16 protein-coding genes and 1 pseudogene are annotated in these 24,833 nt (G+C 70.4%); 9 read left to right on the plus strand and 8 right to left on the minus strand.

Annotated features, from left to right (window positions below):
- The first annotated feature begins 86 nt into the window (after window positions 1–86).
- Window positions 87–1,217, plus strand: coding sequence for an aromatic ring-hydroxylating dioxygenase subunit alpha (locus WBG99_RS31750; RefSeq protein WP_338899642.1), 1,131 nt, complete (start codon window positions 87–89; stop codon window positions 1,215–1,217).
- A gap of 13 nt (window positions 1,218–1,230) precedes the next feature.
- On the opposite strand, the gene WBG99_RS31755 is transcribed toward WBG99_RS31750, so the two are convergent.
- A complete protein-coding gene (locus WBG99_RS31755) occupies window positions 1,231–1,977 on the minus strand; it encodes an IclR family transcriptional regulator (protein ID WP_338900546.1) in 747 nt (248 codons plus the stop codon).
- Between the two features lie 667 nt (window positions 1,978–2,644).
- On the opposite strand from WBG99_RS31755, the gene WBG99_RS31760 reads away from it, so the two are divergent.
- The 5 genes from WBG99_RS31760 to WBG99_RS31780 are packed head-to-tail and all read left to right on the plus strand — an operon-like array spanning window position 2,645 to window position 11,082.
- Window positions 2,645–5,083 carry an FAD-dependent oxidoreductase gene (locus WBG99_RS31760; protein ID WP_338899643.1) on the plus strand — a complete coding sequence of 813 codons (2,439 nt, stop codon included), beginning with the start codon at window positions 2,645–2,647 and terminating at the stop codon, window positions 5,081–5,083.
- Between the two features lie 22 nt (window positions 5,084–5,105).
- Entirely contained in the window at window positions 5,106–5,966 is an 861-nt protein-coding gene (locus tag WBG99_RS31765) for a bifunctional methylenetetrahydrofolate dehydrogenase/methenyltetrahydrofolate cyclohydrolase (protein WP_338899644.1), read from the plus strand.
- 34 nt (window positions 5,967–6,000) lie between these two features.
- A complete protein-coding gene (locus tag WBG99_RS31770; protein WP_338899645.1) occupies window positions 6,001–7,233 on the plus strand; it encodes a sarcosine oxidase subunit beta family protein in 1,233 nt (410 codons plus the stop codon).
- Between the two features lie 11 nt (window positions 7,234–7,244).
- Window positions 7,245–10,487, plus strand: a complete 3,243-nt coding sequence (locus WBG99_RS31775) for a sarcosine oxidase subunit alpha family protein (protein WP_338899646.1) — start codon at window positions 7,245–7,247, stop codon at window positions 10,485–10,487.
- Window positions 10,480–11,082, plus strand: coding sequence for a sarcosine oxidase subunit gamma family protein (locus WBG99_RS31780; protein ID WP_338899648.1), 603 nt, complete (start codon window positions 10,480–10,482; stop codon window positions 11,080–11,082). Before WBG99_RS31775 ends, WBG99_RS31780 begins: the two co-directional genes overlap by 8 nt.
- Before the next feature lie 29 nt (window positions 11,083–11,111).
- Here the strand turns inward: WBG99_RS31780 and mshA are convergent, their stop codons facing one another.
- Genes mshA through purU form a run of 5 tightly spaced genes read right to left on the minus strand, consistent with a single transcriptional unit; the run spans window position 11,112 to window position 16,936 of the window.
- Window positions 11,112–12,401, minus strand: a complete 1,290-nt coding sequence (mshA, locus tag WBG99_RS31785; RefSeq protein ID WP_338899649.1) for a D-inositol-3-phosphate glycosyltransferase — start codon at window positions 12,399–12,401, stop codon at window positions 11,112–11,114.
- Complete coding sequence (gene fdhD, locus WBG99_RS31790) at window positions 12,398–13,321, minus strand: formate dehydrogenase accessory sulfurtransferase FdhD (protein WP_338899650.1); 924 nt, start codon at window positions 13,319–13,321, stop codon at window positions 12,398–12,400. The genes mshA and fdhD overlap by 4 nt, the downstream gene beginning before the upstream one ends.
- A gap of 13 nt (window positions 13,322–13,334) precedes the next feature.
- On the minus strand, window positions 13,335–14,717 hold the full coding sequence (locus WBG99_RS31795) for an L-serine ammonia-lyase (RefSeq protein WP_338899651.1): 1,383 nt from the start codon (window positions 14,715–14,717) through the stop codon (window positions 13,335–13,337).
- Between the two features lie 25 nt (window positions 14,718–14,742).
- The gene (glyA, locus tag WBG99_RS31800) at window positions 14,743–16,008 is read right to left on the minus strand and encodes a serine hydroxymethyltransferase (RefSeq protein ID WP_338899652.1); all 1,266 of its coding nucleotides are present in this window, start codon (window positions 16,006–16,008) and stop codon (window positions 14,743–14,745) included.
- Between the two features lie 55 nt (window positions 16,009–16,063).
- The gene (purU, locus tag WBG99_RS31805) at window positions 16,064–16,936 is read right to left on the minus strand and encodes a formyltetrahydrofolate deformylase (protein ID WP_338899653.1); all 873 of its coding nucleotides are present in this window, start codon (window positions 16,934–16,936) and stop codon (window positions 16,064–16,066) included.
- A gap of 194 nt (window positions 16,937–17,130) precedes the next feature.
- Between purU and WBG99_RS31810 the strand changes: the two genes are divergently transcribed.
- The 3 genes and pseudogenes from WBG99_RS31810 (at window position 17,131) to WBG99_RS31820 (ending at window position 20,846) form a co-directional block, all read left to right on the plus strand.
- Entirely contained in the window at window positions 17,131–19,431 is a 2,301-nt protein-coding gene (locus WBG99_RS31810; RefSeq protein ID WP_338899654.1) for an FdhF/YdeP family oxidoreductase, read from the plus strand.
- A gap of 123 nt (window positions 19,432–19,554) precedes the next feature.
- Window positions 19,555–19,677 (plus strand): annotated as a pseudogene (locus WBG99_RS31815) (N-methyltryptophan oxidase); the annotation flags it as partial.
- 35 nt (window positions 19,678–19,712) lie between these two features.
- Window positions 19,713–20,846 carry an aromatic ring-hydroxylating dioxygenase subunit alpha gene (locus WBG99_RS31820; protein ID WP_338900548.1) on the plus strand — a complete coding sequence of 378 codons (1,134 nt, stop codon included), beginning with the start codon at window positions 19,713–19,715 and terminating at the stop codon, window positions 20,844–20,846.
- Between the two features lie 263 nt (window positions 20,847–21,109).
- Here WBG99_RS31820 and WBG99_RS31825 read toward each other — a convergent pair whose 3' ends face one another.
- A complete protein-coding gene (locus WBG99_RS31825; protein WP_338900549.1) occupies window positions 21,110–22,174 on the minus strand; it encodes a chorismate-binding protein in 1,065 nt (354 codons plus the stop codon).
- A gap of 141 nt (window positions 22,175–22,315) precedes the next feature.
- Complete coding sequence (locus WBG99_RS31830) at window positions 22,316–23,980, minus strand: BCCT family transporter (RefSeq protein WP_338900550.1); 1,665 nt, start codon at window positions 23,978–23,980, stop codon at window positions 22,316–22,318.
- Window positions 23,981–24,833: the final 853 nt, after the last annotated feature.

The raw sequence follows: 24,833 nt of genomic DNA on the forward strand, positions 1-24,833 counted from the left end.
AGCGTTGCTCCATACACAACGCCGTCCGGAGTCGCTCTTCCCGGCGCGTGAATGACCGATCCACGACGTTTCCCGAGGAGTGCACCGTGACCTCGACCAGCCTGCCGGACAGTCTGATCGCTACTCTCCCCGGCTCCTTCTACACCGATCCCCAGATCTTCGCGCAGGAGCAGGAGCGCATATTCGAGTCCATGTGGTTCTGCGTCGCGCGCTCCTCCGACCTGGCGAAGCCCGGCGCCTTCCGGACCGTCGACGTGGGCCGTGAGAGCATCCTCGTCACCCGCGCGAGGGACAACGGCATCCGGGCGTTCTTCAACGTATGCCGGCACCGCGGCGCGCGGCTCTGCACGGAGGAGTCCGGCGAGGTCAAGCGGGCCTTCCAGTGTCCGTACCACGCCTGGACCTACGGCCTCGACGGCAAGCTCGTCGCGGCGCCCAACCTCACCAAGATGCCCGACGTCGGCCGCACCGAGTACGGCCTGGCGAACGTGGCCACCCGCGAATGGCTCGGCTATGTCTGGGTCTGCCTGGCGGAGAACCCGCCCTCCTTCGAGGACGAGGTGATGGGCGAGGTCGTGGCCCGCCTCGGTGACGTGGACTCGATCGGGCACTACGACATCGAGAACCTGTCGGTCGGCAAGCGGTTCGTCTACGACGTGAAGGCGAACTGGAAGCTGATCATCGAGAACTTCATGGAGTGCTACCACTGCGCCACGATCCACCCGGAACTGACCGAGGTGCTGCCCGAGTTCGCCGACGGCTTCGCGGCGCAGTACTACGTCGGGCACGGGGCCGAGTTCGGTGAGGAGGTGCGGGGTTTCACCGTCGACGGCGGCGAGGGCCTGGACCGGATTCCCGGGGTGGCGGAGGAGCAGGACCGCCGCTACTACGCGATCACGGTCAGGCCGCAGGTGTTCATCAACCTGGTCCCCGATCACGTGATCTTCCACCGGATGTATCCGATGGCGGCGGATCGCACGATCGTGGAGTGCGACTGGCTCTACCTTCCGCACGTCGTCGACAGCGGCAAGGACGTCAGCCGGTCGGTGGAGCTCTTCCACCGCGTCAACCAGCAGGACTTCGACGCCTGCGAGCGCACACAGCCCGGGATGAGCTCCCGGATGTACACCAAGGGCGGCGTCCTCGTCCCCAGCGAGCACCACATCGGTGCCTTCCACGACTGGGTGCACGAGCGCCTGGGCACGCACCAGCAGTAGAAGGGGTGGGCGCTCAGCCCAGATAACCCATCCGGTGGCTGATCTCCTCCGCGCCCTTGACCAGCACCGGAGCGAGCTCGTGCAGGCGCTCCTCGGAGAGCCGGTAGGAGGGGCCGGAGGCGCTCACCGCCGCGACGACGTCACCGTCCCGGTTGCGAACCGGGGCGGCCAGGGCGTGGAGACCGAGCTCCAGCTCCTCCATGGCCCAGGCGTAGCCACGCTCCCGGGCCTCGGCGAGGTTCTTCTCGAGCTTCGTCTTCGCGGTGATGGTGTGCGGGGTGACCTTCTTCAGGCCGGTCTCGGTCAACAGTTCGGAACGGTCCCCGGCGGGCAGGTGGGCCAGCAGGATCTTGCCGCTCGACGTGGCGTGCAACGGGGTCAGCTGGCCGACCCAGTTCTGCGCGGTGATGGCCCCGGGGCCGCGCACCTGGTAGAGGTTGACGGCGTAGTGCTCCTGCAGCACGGCGATGTTGACGGTCTCGCCGATCTCCTCGGCCAGGTCCTCGCAGACCGGGCGGCTCTGCTGGGTGATGTCGATGCGCCCCGTGACGGCGCCGGCCAGGCGTACTATGCCGAAGCCGAGGCGGTACTTGCCGCGCTCGCCCGCCTGCTCCACCAGGCCGCGCGCCTCCAGGGCGCCGAGCAGGCGGAACGCGGTGGACTTGTGAACATCAATCTCACCCGCCACCTCGCTGACGCCCGCCTCGCCGCGGTGGGCCAGGATCTCCAGGACACTGATGGCGCGGTCGACCGACTGCACTCCGCCGGTGTGTGAATTCGAGGTTCCGGTTTCCAGGTTGTAGTTGCTCACAACGCAACTATACCCACAGTAAACAACGCTACTGCAAGTAACGATGGCGAGACGAAGCCTTTATGGTTGCGTTATTCACTACTTGTTGCGTATTGTGATACTTTTGCGTGCCCGCGTTTCTGTGGCGCGATCGAGGCGGGGCGTCGCGCCGGCGTGCGCCCGAACGGCCTGGAGGCCCTGCGCGTCTGTGAGTGCTGTCCGTGAAGGCGGCCAGGGCGAGGTCCCCGCCCGAGTGCCGCCAGGTGTCGTCGTCACCGTACGGCGTCGCCGGTCAAGGGCCCGGAGTCGGTCCTCGGCCTCGCCGCCCGGCGCACGGGAGGCGGGCCCGCCCGCCGGGGTGTGCGAGGGGTGCTGCGCGGGCCGAGCGAGCAGGGCCGGCCCTTCACGTACGCCGGTCGGGCTTGCCCGGTGGGTGGAGCGCACCCGTGTGCTCCGCCCACCGGGCGTCGCCGTGTTCCAGCCCTCGTTCTCACCCGTTTTCCGGCCCGTTTCCCGGCGTCCCGGACCCCCTTGACACCCACCTGCACGCCAGGCACATTGAGTTGCGCAACCTGAAGCATGTTGCGCAGACAGCAACTGAATCGGCTGGACTGTTTCTCAATCCGGAGGTGCGGCGATGGCGGGACCCCGAGTGGTCATCATCGGAGCGGGTGTCGTCGGTGCGGCACTCGCGGACGAGATCTCCGCGCGAGGCTGGACCGAAGTGACCGTGGTCGACCAGGGCCCGCTCCCCGCCACCGGGGGCTCCACCTCACACGCCCCGGGCCTGGTCTTCCAGACGAACTCCTCGAAGACCATGACGGAACTGGCCCGCTACACCGTCGAGAAGTTCTGCTCTCTCGACGTCGACGGCAAGCCCTGCTTCCTGCAGGTCGGCGGCCTCGAAGTGGCGACCACCCCCGAGCGCCTCGCGGAGCTGCGCCGCCGCCACGGCTGGATCAGCGCCTGGGGCATCGAGGCGCGGCTGCTGACGCCCGAGGAGTGCGTCGAGCAGCACCCGCTGGTGAACCGGGACAGGGTCCTCGGCGGTCTGCTGATCCCGACGGACGGCCTCGCCAAGGCCGTCCTCGCCGTCGAGGCGCAGATCCGCCGGGCCACCGAGCGCGGCGTGCGCTTCCTCGCCCGCCACGAGGTCCTCGACGTCCAGCAGAGCGAGGGCCGCGTCACCGGTGTCGTCACCGACCAGGGAGAGATTCCCGCCGACATCGTCGTGTGCTGCGCCGGCATCTGGGGCCCGAAGATCGCCCGCATGGTCGGCATGAACCTCCCGCTCACCCCGCTCGCCCACCAGCTCGCCTGGACCGGCCCGGTGCCGGCCCTCGCCGGCCAGGCCGAGGAGGCGGTGCGCCCGATCCTGCGCCACCAGGACGCCGACCTCTACTACCGCGACCGCTTCGACGGCATCGGCATCGGCTACTACGGCCACCGCCCGATGCCCATCTCGGCCGACGACATCCTCTCCGTGAACGAGGCCGAGGAGATGCCCTCGGTCCTGCAGTTCACCGAGGAGGACTTCGAGGACGCCTGGAGCGAGACCCGGTCCCTGCTCCCCGCGACGAAGGACGCGAAGGTCGAGGAGGGCATCAACGGCCTGTTCTCCTTCACCACCGACGGCAATCCGCTCCTCGGTGAGTCCTCCGACGTCAAGGGCTTCTGGGTCGCCGAGGCCGTCTGGGTCACCCACTCCGCGGGCGTGGGCCGGGCCATGGCCGAATGGCTGGTCGACGGCTACTGCTCCTCCTTCGACCTGCACGAGTGCGACGTCAACCGCTTCGAGCCGCACCAGCTGTCCCCGGAGTACGTGCTGGCCCGCGACTGCCAGAACTTCGTCGAGGTCTACGACATCCTGCACCCGCTGCAGCCGTCGGGGCACCCGCGCCCGATCCGCACCAGCCCGTTCTACGTCCGCCAGCAGGAGCGGGGCGCCTTCTTCCTGGAGGCGAACGGCTGGGAGCGCCCGCAGTGGTACGAGGCCAACGCGCACCTGGTCGAGGGCCGTTCCATCCCCACCCCCAACGACTGGGCCGCGCAGTACTGGTCGCCCGTCGTCGGCGCCGAGGCACAGGTCACCCGCGAGACCGTCGCGATGTACGACATGACGGCCCTCAAGCGCCTGGAGGTCAGCGGCCCGGGTGCCGCGGCCTTCCTGGAGAGCCTGTGCACCGGCAAGGTCGCCAAGTCCGTCGGCTCGGTGACGTACACCCTGCTCCTCGACCACGACGGCGGCATCCGCAGCGACATCACCGTCGCCCGGCTCGCCCGCGACCTCTTCCAGGTCGGCGCCAACAGCAACCTGGACCTCGACTGGTTCACCCGCCACCTCCCCGCCGACGGCACGGTCCAGGTCCGCGACAGCACCCCCGGCACCTGCTGCATCGGCCTGTGGGGGCCGCTCGCCCGCGAGGTCCTGCAACCGCTGACGGACGAGGACTTCTCGGGCGGCGGCCTGAAGTACTTCCGCGCCAAGCGCGCCCACATCGGCAGCGTCCCGGTGACGGCGATGCGGCTGAGCTACGTCGGCGAACTCGGCTGGGAGCTCTACACCACCGCCGACCAGGGCCTGCAGCTGTGGGACACCCTGTGGCGGGCGGCCGAGCCGCTGGGCGGCGTCATCGCCGGCCGTGGTGCCTTCAACAGCCTCCGCCTGGAGAAGGGTTACCGCTCCTTCGGCACCGACATGACCTACGAGCACGACCCCTACGAGGCCGGCGTCGGTTTCGCCGTCAAGCTCGACAAGGACGACTTCATCGGCAAGGCGGCGCTGGAACGCCGCAAGGCCGACGTACGGCGCAAGCTGACCTGCCTCACCATCGACGACCCGCGGGCGGTCGTCATGGGCAAGGAGCCGGTGTACGACGGCGACCGCGTCGTCGGCTATGTCACCAGCGCCGCCTACGGCTACACGATCGGCAAGGGCATCGCCTACGCCTGGCTCCCCGCCGAGCTCGCCGTCCCCGGCACCACCGTGCACATCGGCTACTTCGACCAGAGCGTCGAGGCCGTCGTCGCCGAGGAGCCCCTGTTCGACCCGACCATGTCCCGCCTCCGTGGCTGACCGTGAGGAAGAGGTGCCGCAAGTGACCGCACAACGCCTCGACGGCAAGGCGACCGCCGCCGACATCCGTCGCGAACTCACCGAGCGCGTGGCCAAGCTGACCGCGACGACCGGCCGCCCGCCCGGGCTCGGCACCGTTTTGGTCGGTGACGATCCCGGCAGCCACACCTACGTCGCCGGAAAGCACCGGGACTGCGCGCAGGTGGGCATCGCCTCCCTCCGCCGGGAGCTGCCCGCCGACGCCGGCCAGCGGCAGGTCGAGGACGTCGTCGACGAACTCAACGCCGACCCGGCCTGCACCGGCTACATCGTCCAGCTCCCGCTCCCGCGCCACCTCGATGCCAACGCCGTACTGGAACGCATGGACCCCGCCAAGGACGCCGACGGCCTGCACCCCGTCAACCTCGGACGGCTCGCCCTCGGCGTCGAGGCCCCGCTGCCGTGCACCCCGCGCGGCATCGTCGAACTGCTCCGCCGGTACGACGTGCCGCTCGCCGGAGCGCGGGTCTGCGTGATCGGACGCGGCATCACCGTCGGCCGCCCCATCGGACTGCTGCTCACGCGGCGCTCCGAGAACGCCACCGTCACCCTGTGCCACACCGGCACCAAGGGCCTCGCCTGGCATGTCCGCGAGGCGGACATCGTCATCGCTGCCGCCGGCTCACCCGGGCTGATCACCAAGGACATGCTGCGCCCCGGCGCGGCGGTCCTGGACGTCGGCATCACCCGCACCGACAACGGGCTGGTCGGCGACGTGCACCCGGACGCCGCCCAGGCCGCCGGATGGCTCGCGCCCATGCCCGGCGGCGTGGGCCCCATGACCCGGGCCATGCTGCTCGCCAACGTCGTCGAGGCCGCCGAGAGAAACGCGAGCACCGTATGAACGCGCTGAACGCCCCTCTGGCTGGAGACACCCGATGAGCCCCCGCACTCCCGGCGCCGAGCTCCCCGAGCACCCCGACTGGCTGTGGCGCACGCCCGAGCCGAAGCGGTCGTACGACGTCGTCATCGTGGGCGGCGGCGGCCACGGCCTCGCCACCGCCCACTACCTGGCGAAGAACCACGGCATCACGAACGTGGCGGTCCTGGAGAAGGGCTGGCTCGCGGGCGGCAACATGGCCCGCAACACCACCATCATCCGCTCCAACTACCTGTGGGACGAGAGCGCCGGCATCTACGAGCACGCCCTCAAGCTGTGGGAGGGTCTGGCGGACGAACTCGACTACCCGATCCTGTTCTCCCAGCGCGGCGTGCTCAACCTCGCCCACAGCCTCCAGGACGTCCGCGACAGCGTGCGCCGCGTTGAGGCGAACCGGCTCAACGGCGTGGACGCCGAATGGCTGGACGCACAGCGGGTCAAGGAAGTCTGCCCGATCGTCAACATCTCCCCTGACGTGCGCTACCCGGTCCTGGGCGCCACCTACCAGCCGCGTGCCGGCATCGCCAAGCACGACCACGTCGCCTGGGGCCTGGCCCGCTCCGCCGACACCGCCGGCATCGACATCATCCAGAACTGCGAAGTCACCGGAGTGGACGTGGCCGGCGGCCGGGTGGTGGGAGTCCAGACCACGCTGGGCCCGATCGCGGCGGGCAAGGTGGCGCTCTGCTCGGCAGGCCACACCTCGGTCCTCGCTGCCATGGCCGGCATAGAACTCCCGCTGCAGAGCCACCCGTTGCAGGCCCTGGTCTCCGAGCTCCTGGAGCCGGTGCACCCGACGGTCGTGATGTCCAACGCGGTCCATGTGTACGTCAGCCAGGCACACAAGGGCGAGCTGGTCATGGGCGCCGGCGTCGACGCGTACAACTCCTACACCCAGCGCGGCGCCTTCCACATCATCGAAGAGCAGATGTCCGCGGCCCTGGAACTCTTCCCCGTCTTCGCCCGCGCCCACGTGCTGCGCACCTGGGGCGGCATCGTCGACGTCAGCCCCGACGCCTCGCCGATCATCGGGCTCACCCCCGTCGACAACCTCTACCTCAACTGCGGCTGGGGCACCGGCGGGTTCAAGGCCACTCCCGGCGTCGGCTGGGTCTACGCCCACACCATCGCCCACGACACCCCCCACCCCCTCAACGCACCCTTCTCACTCGACCGATTCACCACCGGCGCGCTCGTCGACGAGCACGGCGCGGCGGCCGTGGCCCACTAGGGAGCCGAACCATGCTGCTGATCCAGTGCCCGTGGTGCGGGCCCCGCGACGAGGCCGAGTTCCACTACGGCGGCCAGGCCCACGTGCCGTATCCGGAGGCCCCCGCGGCCCTCAGCGACGAGGAGTGGGCCCGCTACCTGTTCTTCCGCGACAACCCCAGGGGCCCCTTCGCCGAGCGCTGGAGCCACGAAGCGGGCTGCCGCCGCTGGTTCAACGCGGTACGGGACACGTCGACGAACGAGGTCCTGGCGGTGTACCGGGCGGGGGAGGAGCGTCCGGAACCTTCCGAGCCCCGTTCAGCGCGTTCAGCCCGTCCGGCGTTCGAGGACGAGGCCCCTTCAGGGCCGACGGCAGTCCAGGGGGCGGAGCCCCTTCAGGATGGGACGGGCAGGAGCGGCGGGGGCGCCGCACCCATCAGCGGCTCCGCAACCGCGGGCCAGCCGTTCCGCCGTCCCACGCACGGCAGAATCGACCGCGACACCCCCCTCACCTTCACCTTCGACGGCACCGAGTACCAGGGCTACCGAGGCGACACCCTCGCCTCCGCCCTCCTCGCCAACGGAGTCATCCAGGCCGGCACCAGCATCAAGCTCGGCCGCCCCCGCGGCATCTTCTCCGCCGGCGTGGAGGAGCCCAACGCGGTCGTCCAGATCGAGGAGCCCTTCCCGGAGCCCATGCTGCCCGCGACGACCGTCGAGCTCTACGACGGCCTCGTGGCAAGCAGTCTCCCCGGCCAGGGCCGCCTCGCCACGGAACCGGACCCCGCCCGGTACGACGCCGTACACGCCCACTGCGACCTGCTGGTCGTCGGCGCCGGCCCGGCAGGCCTCGCAGCCGCGGCGGCAGCCGCCCGCAGCGGCGCCCGCGTCATCCTCGCCGACGACCAGCCCGAGCCGGGCGGCAGCCTCCTGGGCACGGCCGAACACCTCGACTGGGTGGCGGAGACCGCCGGACGGCTCGAAGCCGAGCCCGAGGTGCGCGTACTGCGCCGCACCACCGTCTTCGGCTACTACGACGACAACCACCTCCTGGCCGTCGAGCGCCGCACCAACCACCTGGGCGGCGAGGCCCCCGACAACGTCTCCCGCGAACGCGTCTGGCGCATCCGGGCCCGTCGCGTCGTCCTCGCCACCGGCGCCCACGAACGCTCCCTGGCCTTCGCGGACAACGACCGCCCCGGAGTGATGCTGGCCACCTCGGCCCGCACCCACGTCAACCGCCACGGCGCCCTGCCCGGCCGCCACGCGGTCGTCTTCACCACCAACGACAGCGCCTACGCGGCAGCGCTGGACCTCCGCTCGGCGGGCGTGGACATCGCGGCGATCGTCGACACCCGCTCCGAGGCCGGTGAGTGGGCGGAGCGCGCCCGCTCGGTCGGCATCGAGGTACTGACCGGCCACGCCGTCATCGGCACGCAGGGGGAGGCACGCCTCACCGCCGTCACCGTCGCCCCGTACGGGGAGACCACCGGACGGCGCGCGTTCGCCGCCGACCTGCTGCTGGTCTCCGGCGGCTGGAGCCCGGTGGCGCACCTGTTCAGCCAGGCGGGCGGCAAGCTGCGCCATGACGAGACGCTGGGCTCCTTCGTCCCCGACACCTGCCGCCAGGCGGTCGAGGTGGCGGGCAGCGCGAGCGGCGTCCTCGACCTGGCCACGGTGCTGGCCCAGGGCGCGGCGGCCGGCGCCCGCGCCATCGAGGCCGAGGGCTACACCGCCGAGGCACCCCGTCTCCCGGAGGTGGCCGCCCAGCCGCGGCAGACGCCGCCCATGCACGTGCACGTCGTCCCGGGCGCCTCGGACGGCCCCCGCTTCGTCGACCTCCAAAGGGACGTCACCGTGGACGACCTGGCCCGCGCGACCGGCGCCGGTCTGCGCTCGGTCGAGCACACCAAGCGCTACACCACGGCCGGCACCGCGAACGACCAGGCCAAGACCTCCGGGATCCTGGCCGGTGGTGTCGTCGCCGAACTGCTCGGCGTGGACATCTCGGCACTCGGCACGACGACCTTCCGGCCGCCGTACACACCGGTCTCCTTCGCCGCGCTCGCGGGCCGCGACCGGGGCGCGCTGCACGACCCCGTCCGGACGACCGCCCTGCACGAGTGGCATGTCGCGCACGGCGCCCTGTTCGAGAACGTCGGCCAGTGGAAGCGCCCTTGGTACTACCCGCGCAACGGCGAGGACATGGAGGCCGCCGTCCTCCGCGAGTGCGCCGCCGCCCGCGAGAGCGTCGCCTTCATGGACGCCTCCACACTCGGCAAGATCGACGTCCAGGGCCCGGACGCCGGCGTCCTCCTCGACCGGCTCTACACCAACATGATGAGCACCCTGAAGGTCGGCATGATCCGCTACGGCCTCATGTGCCGCCCGGACGGCATGGTCTTCGACGACGGGACGGTCATCCGCCTCGCCCAGGACCGCTTCCTGGTCACCACCACGACCGGCAACGCCGCAGCCGTGCTGGACTGGATGGAGGAATGGCTGCAGACCGAGTGGCCCGAGCTGAAGGTCCACTGCACGTCCGTGACCGAGCAGTGGGCCACGGTCGCCCTGGTCGGTCCGCGCTCCCGCGCGGTCCTGGGCGCACTCGCACCCCGACTGGCCGTCGCCAACGAGGACTTCCCGTTCATGGCCTGGCGGGAGACGACCGTCGCCGGCATCGACGCGCGCGTGTGCCGCATCAGCTTCTCCGGCGAACTGGCCTACGAGATCAACGTGTCGCCGTGGGAGGCCCTCACTCTGTGGGAGGCGCTGTACGAGGCCGGCACCCCCTACGGCATCACCCCGTACGGCACGGAGACCATGCACGTCCTGCGCGCGGAGAAGGGCTACCCCATCATCGGCCAGGACACCGACGGCACCGTCACCCCGCAGGACCTCGGCATGAGCTGGGTGGTGTCGAAGAAGAAGCCCGACTTCATCGGCAAGCGGTCCTACGCCCGTGCCGACACTGTCCGCGCCGACCGCAAGCACCTGGTGGGCCTGCTCCCCGAGGACCCGGGGGACTTCCTCCCCGAGGGCACCCACCTGGTCGCCGACAGCGTGCTGCCCGCGCCGCCCGTCCCGATGCTCGGCCACGTCACCTCCAGCTACCGCAGCGCCGCCCTCGGCCGGACCTTCGCGCTCGCCCTGATCAAGAGCGGCCGGGACCGCATCGGCGAGCGGCTGTACGCTCCCGTGGGCGGCCGGCTGGTCCCGGTGACCGTGGCAAACCCCGTCCTCTACGACCCCGAGGGAGCCCGCCGCGATGGCTGACACCGCCCTGACCGCCCCGCCCCGCAGCCCCCTGTCGCACGCCGCCCACCGCCTGGCCGCCGCGACGCGTACGTCCGGGGGTGCGATCCGGCTGGCCGAACTCCCCTTCCTCGCTCAGATCAACGTGCGCCTCGACGCCAAGGGAGCGGCGGCGGACGCCGTCGGACTCGCGCTGGACCTCCCACTGCCCCTCGAACCCGACACCGTTGTACGCGCCGGGGAGCTGACCGCGCTGTGGCTGGGCCCGGACGAATGGCTGCTCGTGGGCCCGCCCGGCAGCGAGCGGGATCTGGAGAACCGGATCCGGGAGGCGGCGGGCGACGAGCACGTCTCCGTCACCGACGTCTCCGCTCAGCGCACCACGCTCCTCGTCGCGGGCCCCCGCGCCCGCGACCTGCTGGCCCACGGCTGCGCGCTCGACCTGCATCCGCGCTCCTTCGGCGCCGGACGCTGCGCCCAGACGACGCTGGGCCGCACGCAGGTCGTGCTGGTCGCCCGGGACGAACCCAGGGCCGGATTCTGGGTGCTGGTCCGCTCCTCCTTCGCCGGCTATCTGGCGGACTGGCTGCTGGACGCGGCGACGGAATACTTCTGATCGACTGATCGGCACTGGCTGTGGGAGCCTCAGCGGCTCCCACAGCCTCCGTGCGCGCGGATCGCCGCCGCGTACACGTCCACGGTCGCGGTGGCCGCCGTGTCCCAGCCGAAGGACCGGGCGTGCCGGACGGCCGCCTCTCCCATCCGCGTCGAGAGCCCAGGATCGTCCGCGAAGCGGCCCAGCGCCCGGGCGTAGTCGGCCGGGTCGTGCCCCGGTACAAGCACACCGCTCATCTGGTTGCGCACGGCCACCGGCAGACCGCCGACCTCGGCCGCGATCACAGGTGTGCCGCAGGCCTGGGCCTCCAGCGCCACCAGGCCGAAGGACTCGCTGTAGGACGGCATGACGAGCACGGACGCCGCCCGGTACCAGTCCGCGAGCCGGGACTGTCCGACGGGTGGGTGGAAAAGGACCACGTCACAGATGCCGAGCTGTGCCGCCAGTTTCTGCAGGCCCTCCGGCTCGGCCAGGCCTGATCCGCTCGGTCCGCCCACCACCGGAACGACGAGCCGTTCGCGCAGCCGTGGCCGTTCCTGAAGGAGCCGTGCGACCGCGAGCAGCAGTACGTCCGGCGCCTTCAGGGGCTGAACGCGGCCGGCGAACAGTGGGATCAGCGCGTCGGCAGGCAGCCCGAGGCGCACACGGGCCGCTGTCCGTCCGGCCTCGACGCCGGCGGCGTCCGGCTGGAAGCGGTCCAGGTTCACGCCCGGACGGACGACCGTGACCTGCGCGGGGTCGGCGTCGTAGTGACGGATCAGCTCGGCCGCCTCGGTGCCGGTGCCGGCGATGAGCCGATCGGCGGCCGACACGATCTGCCTCTCGCCCGTCACGCGGGCCGCGGGCTCGGGTCTGTCGCCCGCGGCGAGGGAGGCGTTCTTGACCTTGGCCATGGTGTGCATGGTGTGCACGAGCGGGACACCCCAGCGTTCGGAGGCTGTCCGGCCGACCTGACCGGAGAGCCAGTAGTGTGAGTGGAGCAGGTCGTAGTAACCAGGGTGCCGGTCGGTCCACGCCCGCATCAGACCGTGGGTGAAGGCGCGCAGGTGCGGGGGCAGGTCTTCCTTGGCCAAGCCCTCGTAAGGGCCCGCTTCCACATGCCGGACGAGGACACCGGGCGCGAGACCGACGACGGGCGGGAGCGCGGCGGAGGTGGTTCGGGTGAAGATCTCCACCTCGACGCCCGCGGCGGCCAGGCGCCCGGCCAGCTCGACGACGTAGACGTTCATCCCGCCCGCGTCGCCGGTGCCCGGCTGGTGCAGCGGCGAGGTGTGCACGCTGAGCATCGCGACGCGGCGGGGGCGGCGCCGGAGGCTCACCGCGCGAGTCCCCTGGGTGCCGGCAGGACCAGGCGATGCTCACCCGCGTAGACGTTCATGTTCTGGCCGCGCAGGAAGCCGACGAGCGTGAGTCCGCTCTCGGCCGCCAGGTCCACGGCGAGGGAGGACGGAGCCGAGACCGCCGCCAGCACCGGGATGCCCGCCATGACCGCCTTCTGCGCCAGCTCGAACGACGCCCGCCCGGAGACCAGCAGGACGGTCTGCGACAGGGGCAGTTCGCCGGACTGGAGCGCGCGTCCGATCAGCTTGTCCACGGCGTTGTGCCGGCCGACGTCCTCACGCAGGTCCAGCAGGTCGCCGTCGGGTGAGAACAGCCCGGCGGCGTGCAGGCCCCCGGTCCGGTCGAACACCCGCTGCGCGGCCCGCAGCCGGTCGGGGAGGGCGGCCAGCAGCTCGGGCCCGACCCGGACCGGGGGAGTGTCGGCGATCGGCCACCGGGCGGTGGTGCGCACGGCGTCCAGGCTCGCCTTGCCGCACAGACCGCAGGAGGACGTGGTGTACACGTTCCGTTCGAGCGTGATGTCGGGCACCACCACTCCGGGGGCGAGCCGCACGTCGACGACGTTGTAGGTGTTCGATCCGCCCCCACTCCCGACTCCGCTCATGGGGGTCCCCCCGCTCGAGCGAAGCCGAGAGTGGGCGAGGGAGGTGCCCCCATCCGTCGCACCCGCGCAGTACACGATGCCCGCGAGTTCCTCGGCCCGGCCGAGGACGCCCTCGCTCACCAGGAAACCGGCCGCCAACGCGAAGTCGTCACCGGGCGTCCGCATGGTGATGGCCAGGGGCCTGCCGTCCAGTCGGATCTCCAGCGGTTCCTCGGCGACCAGGGTGTCCGGGCGGGCGCCGACAGCGCCCTCCCGGATCCGCAGCACGCGCCGGCGCTCAGTCACTCGTCCCACGGCGGGGCCCCGCTCAGCACTCGATGATGTTGACGGCGAGACCGCCCCGGGCCGTCTCCTTGTACTTCACGCTCATGTCCGCGCCGGTCTCCTTCATCGTCTTGATGACCTTGTCGAGGGACACCTTGTGGGAGCCGTCGCCGCGCAGGGCCATCCTGGCCGCCGTGACGGCTTTCACCGCGGCCATGCCGTTGCGTTCGATGCAGGGGATCTGGACGAGGCCTCCGACGGGGTCGCAGGTCAGGCCCAGGTTGTGTTCCATGCCGATCTCGGCGGCGTTCTCGACCTGTTCGGGGCTGCCGCCCAGGACCTCCGCCAGGGCTCCCGCGGCCATGGAGCAGGCGGAGCCGACCTCGCCCTGGCAGCCGACCTCGGCGCCGGAGATGGAGGCGTTCTCCTTGAAGAGCATGCCGATGGCCCCGGCGGCCAACATGAACCGTACGACGCCGTCCTCGTCCGCGCCGGGGACGAAGTTGATGTAGTAGTGCAGGACGGCCGGGATGATGCCGGCCGCGCCGTTGGTGGGGGCCGTCACGACACGGCCGCCCGCCGCGTTCTCCTCGTTCACGGCCATCGCGTAGAGCGTGATCCACTCCATGGAGCGGGCCAACGGCTCCCCCTCCGCCCTGAGCTGACGGGCCGAGACGGCCGCCCGGCGGCGTACGCGCAGGCCGCCCGGCAGGATGCCCTCGCGGGACATGCCGCGCGAGACGCAGGCCTGCATGACGCGCCAGATGTCGAGGAGCCCGGAACGGATCTCCTCCTCCGTGCGCCAGGCCCGCTCGTTCTCCAGCATCAGCGCGGAGATCGACAGACCCGTCTCCTTGGTCAGGCGCAGCAGCTCGTCGCCGGTGCGGAAGGAGTACTTGAGGGCCGTGTCGTCGAGTGTGACGCGGTCCGCGCCGACCGCGTCCTCGTCGACCACGAAGCCGCCGCCGACGGAGTAGTACGTCTTTGACAGCAGCTCCGCACCCGAGGCGTCGTACGCCCGGACCGTCATGCCGTTGGCGTGGTACGGGAGCGTCTCGCGGCGGTGCAGGACCAGGTCCTCGTCGAAGTCGAAGGCGATCTCCTGGGCATCGCCGATCTCGACGCCCAACAGCCGCAGCCTGCCGGTCGACTTGATCCGCTCGACGTCGTGGTCCGCCTGGACGACGTCGACCGTGTGCGGCTCGTTGCCCTCCAGACCGAGCAGTACCGCCTTCGGGGTGCCGTGGCCGTGGCCGGTCGCGCCGAGGGAGCCGTACAGCTCGGCGTGGACCTTGACGGTCTGGGCGAGTACGCCGTCCTCCTTCAGACGGGCGGCGAACATCCGGGCCGCGCGCATCGGGCCGACCGTGTGGGAGCTGGACGGGCCGATGCCGATCGAGAACAGGTCGAAGACCGAGATGGCCACGGTGACTCCTCCATACGGGGCGCTGTTACTTGCTCAGTCCGGGGTACAGCGGGTGTTTGTCGGCGAGGGCCTTGACCCGGGCCCTGAGTGCCTCGGTGTCGTAGGAGGGCTTCAGGGTCTCGGCGATGACGTCCGCGACCTCGGTGAAGTCCTCGGTGGTGAAGCCGCGGGTGGCGAGGGCGGGTGTGCCGATGCGCAGGCCGGAGGTGACCATCGGCGGGCGGGGGTCGTCGGGGACGGCGTTGCGGTTGACGGTGATGCCGACCTCGTGGAGGCGGTCCTCGGCCTGTTGGCCGTCCAGTTCGCTGTCGCGCAGGTCGACCAGGATGAGGTGGACGTCCGTGCCGCCGGACAGGACGTTGACGCCGGCTTCGCGGGCGTCGGCGGCCGTCAGGCGTTCGGCGAGGATCCGTGCGCCTTCGACCGTACGGTGCTGGCGTTCCTTGAACTCCTGTGAGGCCGCGACCTTGAAGGAGACCGCTTTGGCGGCGATCACGTGTTCCAGGGGGCCGCCCTGGAAGCCGGGGAAGACGGAGGAGTTGAGCTTCTTCGCGAAGTCCTTCTTGGCGAGGATGATGCCGCCGCGCGGGCCGCCGAGTGTCTTGTGGGTGGTGGAGGTGACCACGTCCGCGTACTGGACCGGGTTGGGGTGCAGTCCGGCGGCGACGAGACCGGCGAAGTGCGCCATGTCGACCCACAGGTGGGCCCCGACCTCGTCGGCGACGCGGCGGAAGGCGGCGAAGTCCAGCTGCCGGGGGTATGCCGACCAGCCCGCGATGATCACCTTCGGGCGGTGCTCCTTCGCCAGTCGCTCCAGCTCGGCCATGTCGATGAGGCCGGTGGTGGTGTCCACGTGGTAGGCGACGACGTGGAACTGTTTGCCGGAGAAGTTGAGCCGCATGCCGTGGGTGAGGTGTCCGCCGTGGGCGAGGTCCAGGCCGAGGATGGTGTCGCCGGGCTGGGCGAGTGCGAACAGGGCGGCCTGGTTGGCGGAGGCGCCGGAGTGGGGCTGGACGTTGGCGTACTCGGCGCCGAACAGGTCCTTGAGCCGGTCGATCGCGATCTGTTCGGTCACGTCGACGTGTTCGCAGCCGCCGTAGTAGCGGCGGCCGGGGTAGCCCTCGGCGTACTTGTTGGTGAGGACCGAGCCCTGGGCCTCCATGACCGCGAGCGGAGCGAAGTTCTCCGAGGCGATCATCTCCAGGGTGGACTGCTGGCGGTGCAGCTCGGCGTCGACGGCGGCGGCGACCTCCGGGTCCAGCTCGTGCAGGGGCGTGTTCAGAAGCGACATGCGTGCGACCTCGTCTTCTCAGCCGGCGGTGGTACAGGAACACGGAACGGGTGCGTCAGCGGAACACCACGGTGTGGTGGCCGTTGAGCAGGATGCGGCTCTCGGTGTGCCACTGCACGGCCCGCGCCAGGACCCGGGCCTCGACGTCCCGGCCCATGGTGACCAGTTCGTCGGGGTCGTGGGAGTGGTCCACGCGGAGGACGTCCTGCTCGATGATGGGCCCCTCGTCCAGGTCGGGGGTGACGTAGTGGGCGGTGGCCCCGACCAGCTTGACTCCCCGCTGGTGGGCCTGGAGGTAAGGGCGGGCCCCCTTGAAGCTGGGGAGGAAGGAGTGGTGGATGTTGATGGCCCGGCCCTCGAGCCGCTTGCACAGGTCGTCCGAGAGGATCTGCATGTAGCGGGCGAGGACCACGAGGTCGATCTCGAACCGTTCCATCAGCTCCAGCAGGTGCGCCTCCGCCTCCGCCTTGGTCTGCGGTGTGACGGGGATGTGGTGGAAGGGGATGCCGTGGCTCTGCGCCAGCGGCTCGAACTCCCGGTGGTTGGAGACGATCGCCGGGATCTCGATGTTGAGCGCGCCGGTGCTCTTGCGGAACAGCAGGTCGTTCAGGCAGTGGCCGTACTTGGAGACCATGATCAGGGTGCGGGTGGGAGCGGCTGCGTCGTGCAGTCGCCAGTCGATCCGGTAGGTCTCGGCCAGCGGGGCGAAACCGGCACGCAGTCGCTCCAGTGACGTCTCCGGGTCGGAGACGTCGAAGTGCACGCGCATGAAGAAGCGCTCCTGGAGACGGTCGTCGAACTGCTGGCTCTCCAGGATGTTCCCGGACTGCTCGACCAGGAAGCCGCTGACGGCGTGGACCAGTCCTGCCTGGTCGGGACAGGAGAGGGTGAGGACGAACTCGCGGCCGGGTCGGGGGCGAGGGGGCATGACATCCTCCATCGGTGCGTAATGAGCAACAAGGCGAGCGATACGCAACATGGTCCAAGGGTGAGCGGGTCCGGTCAAGGGTGTGTCTTGACAGAAGTCGGCCGTGCGGGCTTCCTGTGGTGTGTTGTGCAATGAGAAATTCTCATCGCGATGAGCAACAGCAGTCTTCACTCACACCCCGCGGAGCGCCCTACATGACCCGCAAGGCCCCTGCTGACGACCCCGGTGACGCCCGACTGCGGGTGAACTCGCCGAAGGGCTACGCCGCCGGAATTCCGGCGGTCACCTCCTCGCTGCGCCACGCCGGCACCCAGATGGGCGCCCGCCGTGGCCTGCTCACCCTCCTCCGGGTCAACCAGAAGGACGGCTTCGACTGTCCGGGCTGCGCCTGGCCGGAACCGGAACACCGACACCGTGCCGAGTTCTGCGAGAACGGGGCCAAGGCCGTGGCGGAGGAGGCCACGCTGCGCCGGGTGACCCCGGAGTTCTTCGCCGAGCACGGCCTGGAGGAACTCGCCGGCCGCAGCGACTACTGGCTCGGACAGCAAGGACGCCTCACCCAGCCCATGCACCGCCCGGCGGGCAGTGACCACTACCGCCCGATCTCGTGGGAGGACGCGTTCGCCGTCGTCGCCCGGGAGCTCGCCGCCCTCGACCACCCCGACCAGGCCGCCTTCTACACCTCCGGCCGGGCGAGCAACGAGGCCGCCTTCGTCTATCAGCTGTTCGTCCGGATGCTGGGCACCAACAACCTGCCGGACTGCTCCAACATGTGCCACGAGTCCAGCGGTTCGGCCCTGGTGGAGACGATCGGCATCGGCAAGGGCAGCGTCAGTCTGGAGGACCTCCACGAGGCGGACCTGATCCTCGTCGTCGGCCAGAACCCCGGCACCAACCATCCGCGGATGCTCTCCGCCCTGGAGCGGGCCAAGCAGCGCGGCGCCCGCGTCCTCGCGGTCAACCCGCTGCCCGAGGCCGGCCTGCTCCGGTTCAAGAACCCTCAGCGGCCGTCCGGCATCGTCGGTGGCGGCACCCAGTTGGCGGACCTCTTCCTGCAGATCAGGCTTGGCGGCGATCAGGCCCTGTTCCAGGCCTTCAACCGGCTGCTGCTGGAAGCGGAGGACGACGCACCTGGCACCGTCCTCGACACCTCCTTCATCACCGCGCACACGCACGGCTTCGATGCCTTCGCCGAGCACGCCCGCAAGACTCCCTGGGAGGACGTCCTGGAGGCCACCGGGCTGCCGGAGGACGAGATCGAGGCCGCGTTCCGGGAGGTGCTAGCCGCCGAGAGGATCGTCGTCTGCTGGGCGATGGGCCTCACCCAGCACCGCCACTCCGTTCCGACCATCCGGGACGTCGTCAACTTCCTGCTCCTGCGCGGCAACATCGGCCGTCCCGGCGCCGGACTGTGCCCGGTGCGCGGTCACTCCAACGTGCAGGGCGACCGGACGATGGGCATCCACGAGAAGCCCGGCGAGGACTTCCTCGACGCCCTCGCCGCCGAATTCGGTTTCGAACCGCCACGTCACCACGGGCACGACGCGGTCGAGACGATCCGCGCCATGCGCGACGGCCGGGTGAAGGTCTTCGTGGGGCTGGGCGGCAACTTCGTCGCCGCCGCCCCCGACACCGAGGTGACCGAGCAGGCGCTGCGCGGTTGCCGGCTCACCGTGCAGATCTCCACCAAGCTCAACCGGTCCCACGCGGTCACCGGGGAACAGGCGCTCATCCTGCCCTGCCTGGGCCGCACCGAGGCCGATCTACGGACCTCGGGGCCCCAACTGGTGACGGTGGAGGACTCCATGGGCATGGTGCACCTCTCGCGGGGACGGCTCGCCCCCGCCTCCGATCACCTCCGCGGCGAGGTGGCGATCATCTGCGGGATGGCCCGGACCGCCCTCGGGGACCGCGAACCGCAGGTGTCCTGGGAGGAGTTCGAAGCCGACTACGACAGCGTCCGCGACCGCATCGCACGGGTGATCCCCGGCTTCGAGGACTTCAACGACCGAGTGCGCCGGCCCGGCGGCTTCACCCTGCCCCACCCGCCCCGCGACGAGCGCCGCTTCACCACCGCCACCGGCCGGGCCAACTTCACCGCCAACCCGCTGGACATCCTGCGCGTACCGGAAGGCCGGCTGCTGCTGCAGACGCTGCGCTCGCACGACCAGTACAACACCACCATCTACGGACTGGACGACCGCTACCGCGGCATCCACCAGGGCCGCCGCGTGCTTTTCGTGCACGAGGACGACCTCACCTCCCGCGGGCTGGCCGACGGCGACCTCGTGGACATCGTCAGTGAGTACGAGGACGGGGTGGAGCGCCGAGCACCGGCCTTCCGCACCGTCGCCTTCCCGACGCCCCGCGGCTGCTGCGCGGCGTACTTCCCGGAGACCAACGTCCTGGTGCCCCTGGACTCCACGGCGGCCATCAGCAACACCCCGACGTCCAAGTCCGTCGTGGTCCGGCTGGAACGGGCTGCCGGGGCGTGACCCACCCCTTGACACCGCTCCTCCAGAGGAAGGAATGTTTCTCATGGCGCACCTAAGTGCGCTATGCGCAACGCATGCTGGTGGGGCGGCCCGGCACCGCACCCGTCTGTCGTACGGAAACCCGCGAGTGGATTCTCCGGGTTCACGTTCGTGCCGGTGACCGGCGAGATCCTCGCCGACCTGGCCACCGAAGGCGGCACCGAGCATCCCATCGCCCTCCTCTACCCCCGCCGCGTACGCGTCTGACATTCACCGAAGGTGACACGATGACCATCACCAACCTGCCGTCGACCGACCTGCCGTCCAGCCTGATCGCCACGCTGCCCGGCGACCACTACACGGACCCCGACATCTTCGCCCTGGAGCAGGAGCGCATATTCGAGTCCATGTGGTTCTGCGCGGCCCGCGCCTCGGAGCTGGCCAGGCCCGGACAGTTCCGCACCTACCAGGTCGGACGGGAGAGCGTGCTGATCTCCCGCTCGAGGGACGGATCGATCAGGGCCTTTTTGAACATCTGCCGGCACCGCGGGGCCAAGCTGTGCACCGCGGAGTCCGGCGAGGTCAAGCGGGCCTTCCAGTGTCCGTACCACGCCTGGACCTACGGCCTCGACGGCAAACTGGTCGCCGCGCCCAACCTGACGTCGATGCCGGACATCGACCGGGTCGAATACGGCCTGGTCAACGTCCATGTCCGGGAGTGGCTCGGGTACGTGTGGGTGTGCCTCGCGGACACCGCGCCGTCCTTCGAGGAGGACGTGATGGGCGCGGTGACCGAGCGCCTGGGCGCCGCCGAGTCGATCGGGCACTACGACATCGAGAACCTGTCGGTCGGCAAGCGGTTCGTCTACGACGTGAAGGCGAACTGGAAGCTGATCATCGAGAACTTCATGGAGTGCTACCACTGCGCCACGATCCACCCGGAACTGACCGAGGTGCTGCCCGAGTTCGCCGACGGCTTCGCGGCGCAGTACTACGTCGGGCACGGGGCCGAGTTCGGTGAGGAGGTGCGGGGTTTCACCGTCGACGGCGGCGAGGGCCTGGACCGGATTCCCGGGGTGGCGGAGGAGCAGGACCGCCGCTACTACGCGATCACGGTCAGGCCGCAGGTGTTCATCAACCTGGTCCCCGATCACGTGATCTTCCACCGGATGTATCCGATGGCGGCGGATCGCACGATCGTGGAGTGCGACTGGCTCTACCTTCCGCACGTCGTCGACAGCGGCAAGGACGTCAGCCGGTCGGTGGAGCTCTTCCACCGCGTCAACCAGCAGGACTTCGACGCCTGCGAGCGCACACAGCCCGGGATGAGCTCCCGCGCCTACGCCAAGGGCGGCGTCCTCGTCCCCAGCGAGCACCACATCGGCGCCTTCCACACCTGGGTGCAGGACAGGCTCGGGGCGCCCCCCACTCACTGACGGGCTGTGCCCCGGACCCGAGGAACCGGACCGGGTGGTCGGCGCGAACGCGCGGGCCACCCGGCCCCGCAGACCGGACGGACGGTGCCCAGGCCTGCCCAGGCCGGGGGTGGTGACAGGTGATCAGGCGAGGCTCTGCGTCCGCGGCGGCCGTCATCGGGGTCGCGTACGGGAGCACACCCCGCGGTGGCCGCTCCGGCGTTCTGGAGTCCTAGGCGGCCTGAAGCCGGCCTCGGCGAGTCCGAAGCCGGCTGAACACCGGCCTACCCCGGGAGGGCCGGCTCACCGCTGACGTCGGCCGAGCACGCCACCGCGAGCATCCGGGAGGCCTTCAGCTCGGTCTCGTCCCACTCGCGCTCGGGGTCCGAGCCCCAGGTGATGCCGGCGCCGGTGCCGAAGCACAGCACGGGGCCGGCCGTGGTCCGCACGATCCAGAAGGTGCGGATGCCGACGGCCAGTTCGCCGGTGCCGCGGTCGGCGTCGACCCAGCCGACGCCGCCGCAGTACGGGCCGCGAAGTGTGGTTTCCAGCGCCTCGATGATCCGCAGCGCGCTGGACCTGGGAGCGCCGGTCACGGAGCCGGGCGGGAAGGTGGCCGCCAGAAGTTCCGGCCAGCCCGCGCCCTCGGCGAGCTCGCCGCGCACGGTGGAGACCAGGTGCACCAGGCCGGGGTGTTGTTCGACCGCGCACAGCGCGGGCACGGTCACCGAGCCCGTGGCGCAGACACGGCCCAGGTCGTTGCGGACCAGGTCCACGATCATCACGTTCTCGGCCCGGTCCTTCTCCAACAGGTCCGCCGCCGTCCGACCGGTGCCCTTGATCGGCCCGGACTCCACGATCCGCCCGCCACGGCGCAGGAACAGCTCGGGTGAGGCGGTGGCCACCTCCACGCCGTGTGCGGGCAGCCGGACCGTACCCGCGTACGGGGCCGGGTTGCCCCGGGCCAGCAGCGCGGTCAGCGCGTCCACGTCGGCGGGCAGTCCCTCGGGCTCGGGCAGCGGAGCGGACAGGACGCGGCAGAGGTTCGCCTGGTACACATCGCCCGCCGCGATGTGCTCGCGGATCCGCCCTACCGCCGCGGTGTACGCGGCGCGGTCGAGCGAGGAGGTCCAGTCACCGGCGGCGGGGCCGCGCCAGGCGCCGGGCCGGGGAGCGGGGACGGGTTCGTGCCGTACGTCCCCGAAGCGGGCGCAGACCAGCCGGCCCTCGAAGTCCGCGACCACCGCCCAGAACCCGGCCGAGTCCAGGGCCGCGGGGTCGCTGGTGACATCCCGCAGGCCAGTGGCGACGAGTTCGCCGAAGCGGGCCAGCGGAGGCAGGCGGGGCAGCACGTCTGCCCGGTGTCGACCCATACCCGAAATACCTTTTCGTGGGGAGGAGCCACGTGGTCATGGTGCGCGCCGCGCGCCCCGGCGAGAGTCGTCGACCTTCACGACTGACGCCGGGGCGCGCGGCGTATGGGCGCCGGCCTATGTGGTGCGCGCTTCCACCACGCTGTCCTTGGCCCCGTTCGAAGAAGCCCCGTTCTCCAGGCCCTCCTCGATCGCTGTGACGGCCTGGTCGACGAGCCGCTCCTCCTGCTTCTTCCGCTGGGCGGCGAGATAGGCATGGTGCTCTCGGCGGAAGGCCTTGGCCGTGGCGAGGCACATCCCGATCATCACCAGGCTGAAGGGCAGTGCCGTGATGATCGCCACCGTCTGCAGCGTGGACAGCGACGAGGTTCCCGTGCCGCTGGCGATCAGCAGTGCGATGGCCACGGCCCCCTGGGCCGCGCACCAGAACACACGGCTCCAGGTCGGCGGGTCGGGGTTGCCGCCGGAGGCCAGCACGTCGACCACATAGCTGCCGGAGTCGGAGGAGGTGACGAAGAACAGCACGATCAGCAGGATCGCCGCCCCAGCGACGAGCGTGCCGCCCGGCAGGGTGTCGAGCAGCTGGAAGAGCGCGCTGTCCGTACCCACCGCGCCGTCCTCGCCCACCAGTCCGCCGGCACCGACCGTCTCGCGGTGGAGCGCCGAGCCGCCGAGGACGGCGAACCAGAAGAAGGTCAGCAGAGTCGGTACCAGCAGCACGCCCGTGACGAACTCACGGACGGTCCGGCCGCGGGAGATACGGGCGATGAAGACGCCGACGAACGGGGCCCAGGAAATCCACCAGCCCCAGTAGAAGACCGTCCAGCCGCTCACCCATGCGGTGCCCTCGGCGCCGTGGGAGGCACCGGTGTCGAAGCTCAGCGCGAGGAGGTTCTGCAGATACGCGCCGATGTCCTCGACGAAGCCGTTGAGGATGAACAGCGTCGGGCCCGCGACGAGTACGAACACCAGCAACCCGCCGGCCAGGCCCATGTTGATGTTCGACAGCCACTTGATGCCCTTGCCGACGCCCGTGACCACGGAGACGGTGGCGAGCAGGGTGATGGCCACGATGAGCACGACCCGAAGGGGCGTGCCGGGGTCGGTCACCCATCCCTGGAAGCCGAGCCCCGCGGAGATCTGCAGGACGCCGAAGCCGAGCGAGGTGGCCACACCGAAGACGGTGCCGACGACGGCGATGGTGTCGATGGCGTCGCCCCAGGCGCCCTTGATCCTGTCGCCGAGGAGCGGCTCCAGAGCCCAGCGGATCGAGATGGGACGGCTCTTGCGGTGCACGGCGTAGGCGACGGCAAGACCGACCACGACGTAGATGGCCCAGGGGTGGATACCCCAGTGCAGGAACGTCTGGACCATGGCGGACTCGCTCCGCGCGGCCGCGCCCTCACCGACACCCGGCCTCGGGGAGACGAAGTGGTTCAACGGCTCGGCGACGCCCCAGAAGACCAGCCCGATACCCATACCGGCGGCGAACAGCATCGCCAGCCATGAGCCCATGCTGAACTCGGGCCGCTCGTCGTCCTTGCCGAGCTTGATGTCTCCGAAGCGGCCGATACCGACCCAGAGGGCGAAGATCACAAAGAGTGAGACGAGGGCGGTGTAATACCAGCCCAGGCCACTGATGATCTCCTCCTGCACCGTACTGATGACGCTCTGTGCGGAGTCCTTGAAGAGCGTGGTGTAGAGCACGAAGGCAACGATGATGATGGTGGAGGGCCAGAAGACACGGGGTGCGATCGAGGCCAGGGGGAGCGGGTCCCCGATTTCTCTTGATCCGAGGTGTCACCTGGCGACTTCGCCATCTGGGGAACAGCCATGCTCTTTTTCCTTCTGTCGTCGGGCTCGGGCATGGTCGGGTCGGACTGCCTTGCGCTGCGGTGGCGCAGTGTTCAGCGACATGGATGACGAGGGACGAGGCGGCTTCACCGCAGGCACTCAGCAGCATGGTGTTGCGCAATGAGAGATGTTTATCTGCTGGCGCAACAGAGAACACTCCTTGTGTCCCGCCGTCAAGACCATCGCGCCGACCGCCGGGCCTTCGACCAGGATTGGAATCGCCCCGTGACTCATGGCGCGACCAGCGTGGCGGGGGAGCGATGTCGTGAGAGCTCCCGGAACAACCGTGACCGGCGGCACCGGGTGCCTGCGCCCTGGCCGGCCGGGCTTCTCCAGCGCTCACGCCCGCAGCCGTTCGGCTCCGGGCGTGAGCTGCCCCGACTTCCCGTACCTGGTGCCGGACCGACTTGCGGTATCGCCGAGCGCCGCGCCCGTGAACTCTCGTACGGCATCCATGTCACCCGGCATCAATGCGACCGGGCCGACGTCCTCGTGACGCACCCATGGGGCGCCGTGGGACGACGGACGCCACAGAGCCTACCCCAGCCGGGCCGAGGCATGTGGCGACGATGTCCCTGACCTGCGACGACTGCTGTGCCGTCGTGTGGAAGCCGATCAGATCGGGGCCCGGCCGCCCGATCGCCGCGTACAGGCGAACCCGCCGGGAAGCGCCCACGGGGCGGCGCCGGTGGGGACACCGCCCGGCGGGAGCGGCTGCCGGCCCAGCACGTACAGCCGTCCGGGGACGCTCCCGTGCCCGGTGGGGCGAGGCCGTACCGGC

Origin of the sequence: Streptomyces sp. TG1A-60 (genome assembly GCF_037201975.1) — a bacterium.
Classification (GTDB): domain Bacteria; phylum Actinomycetota; class Actinomycetes; order Streptomycetales; family Streptomycetaceae; genus Streptomyces.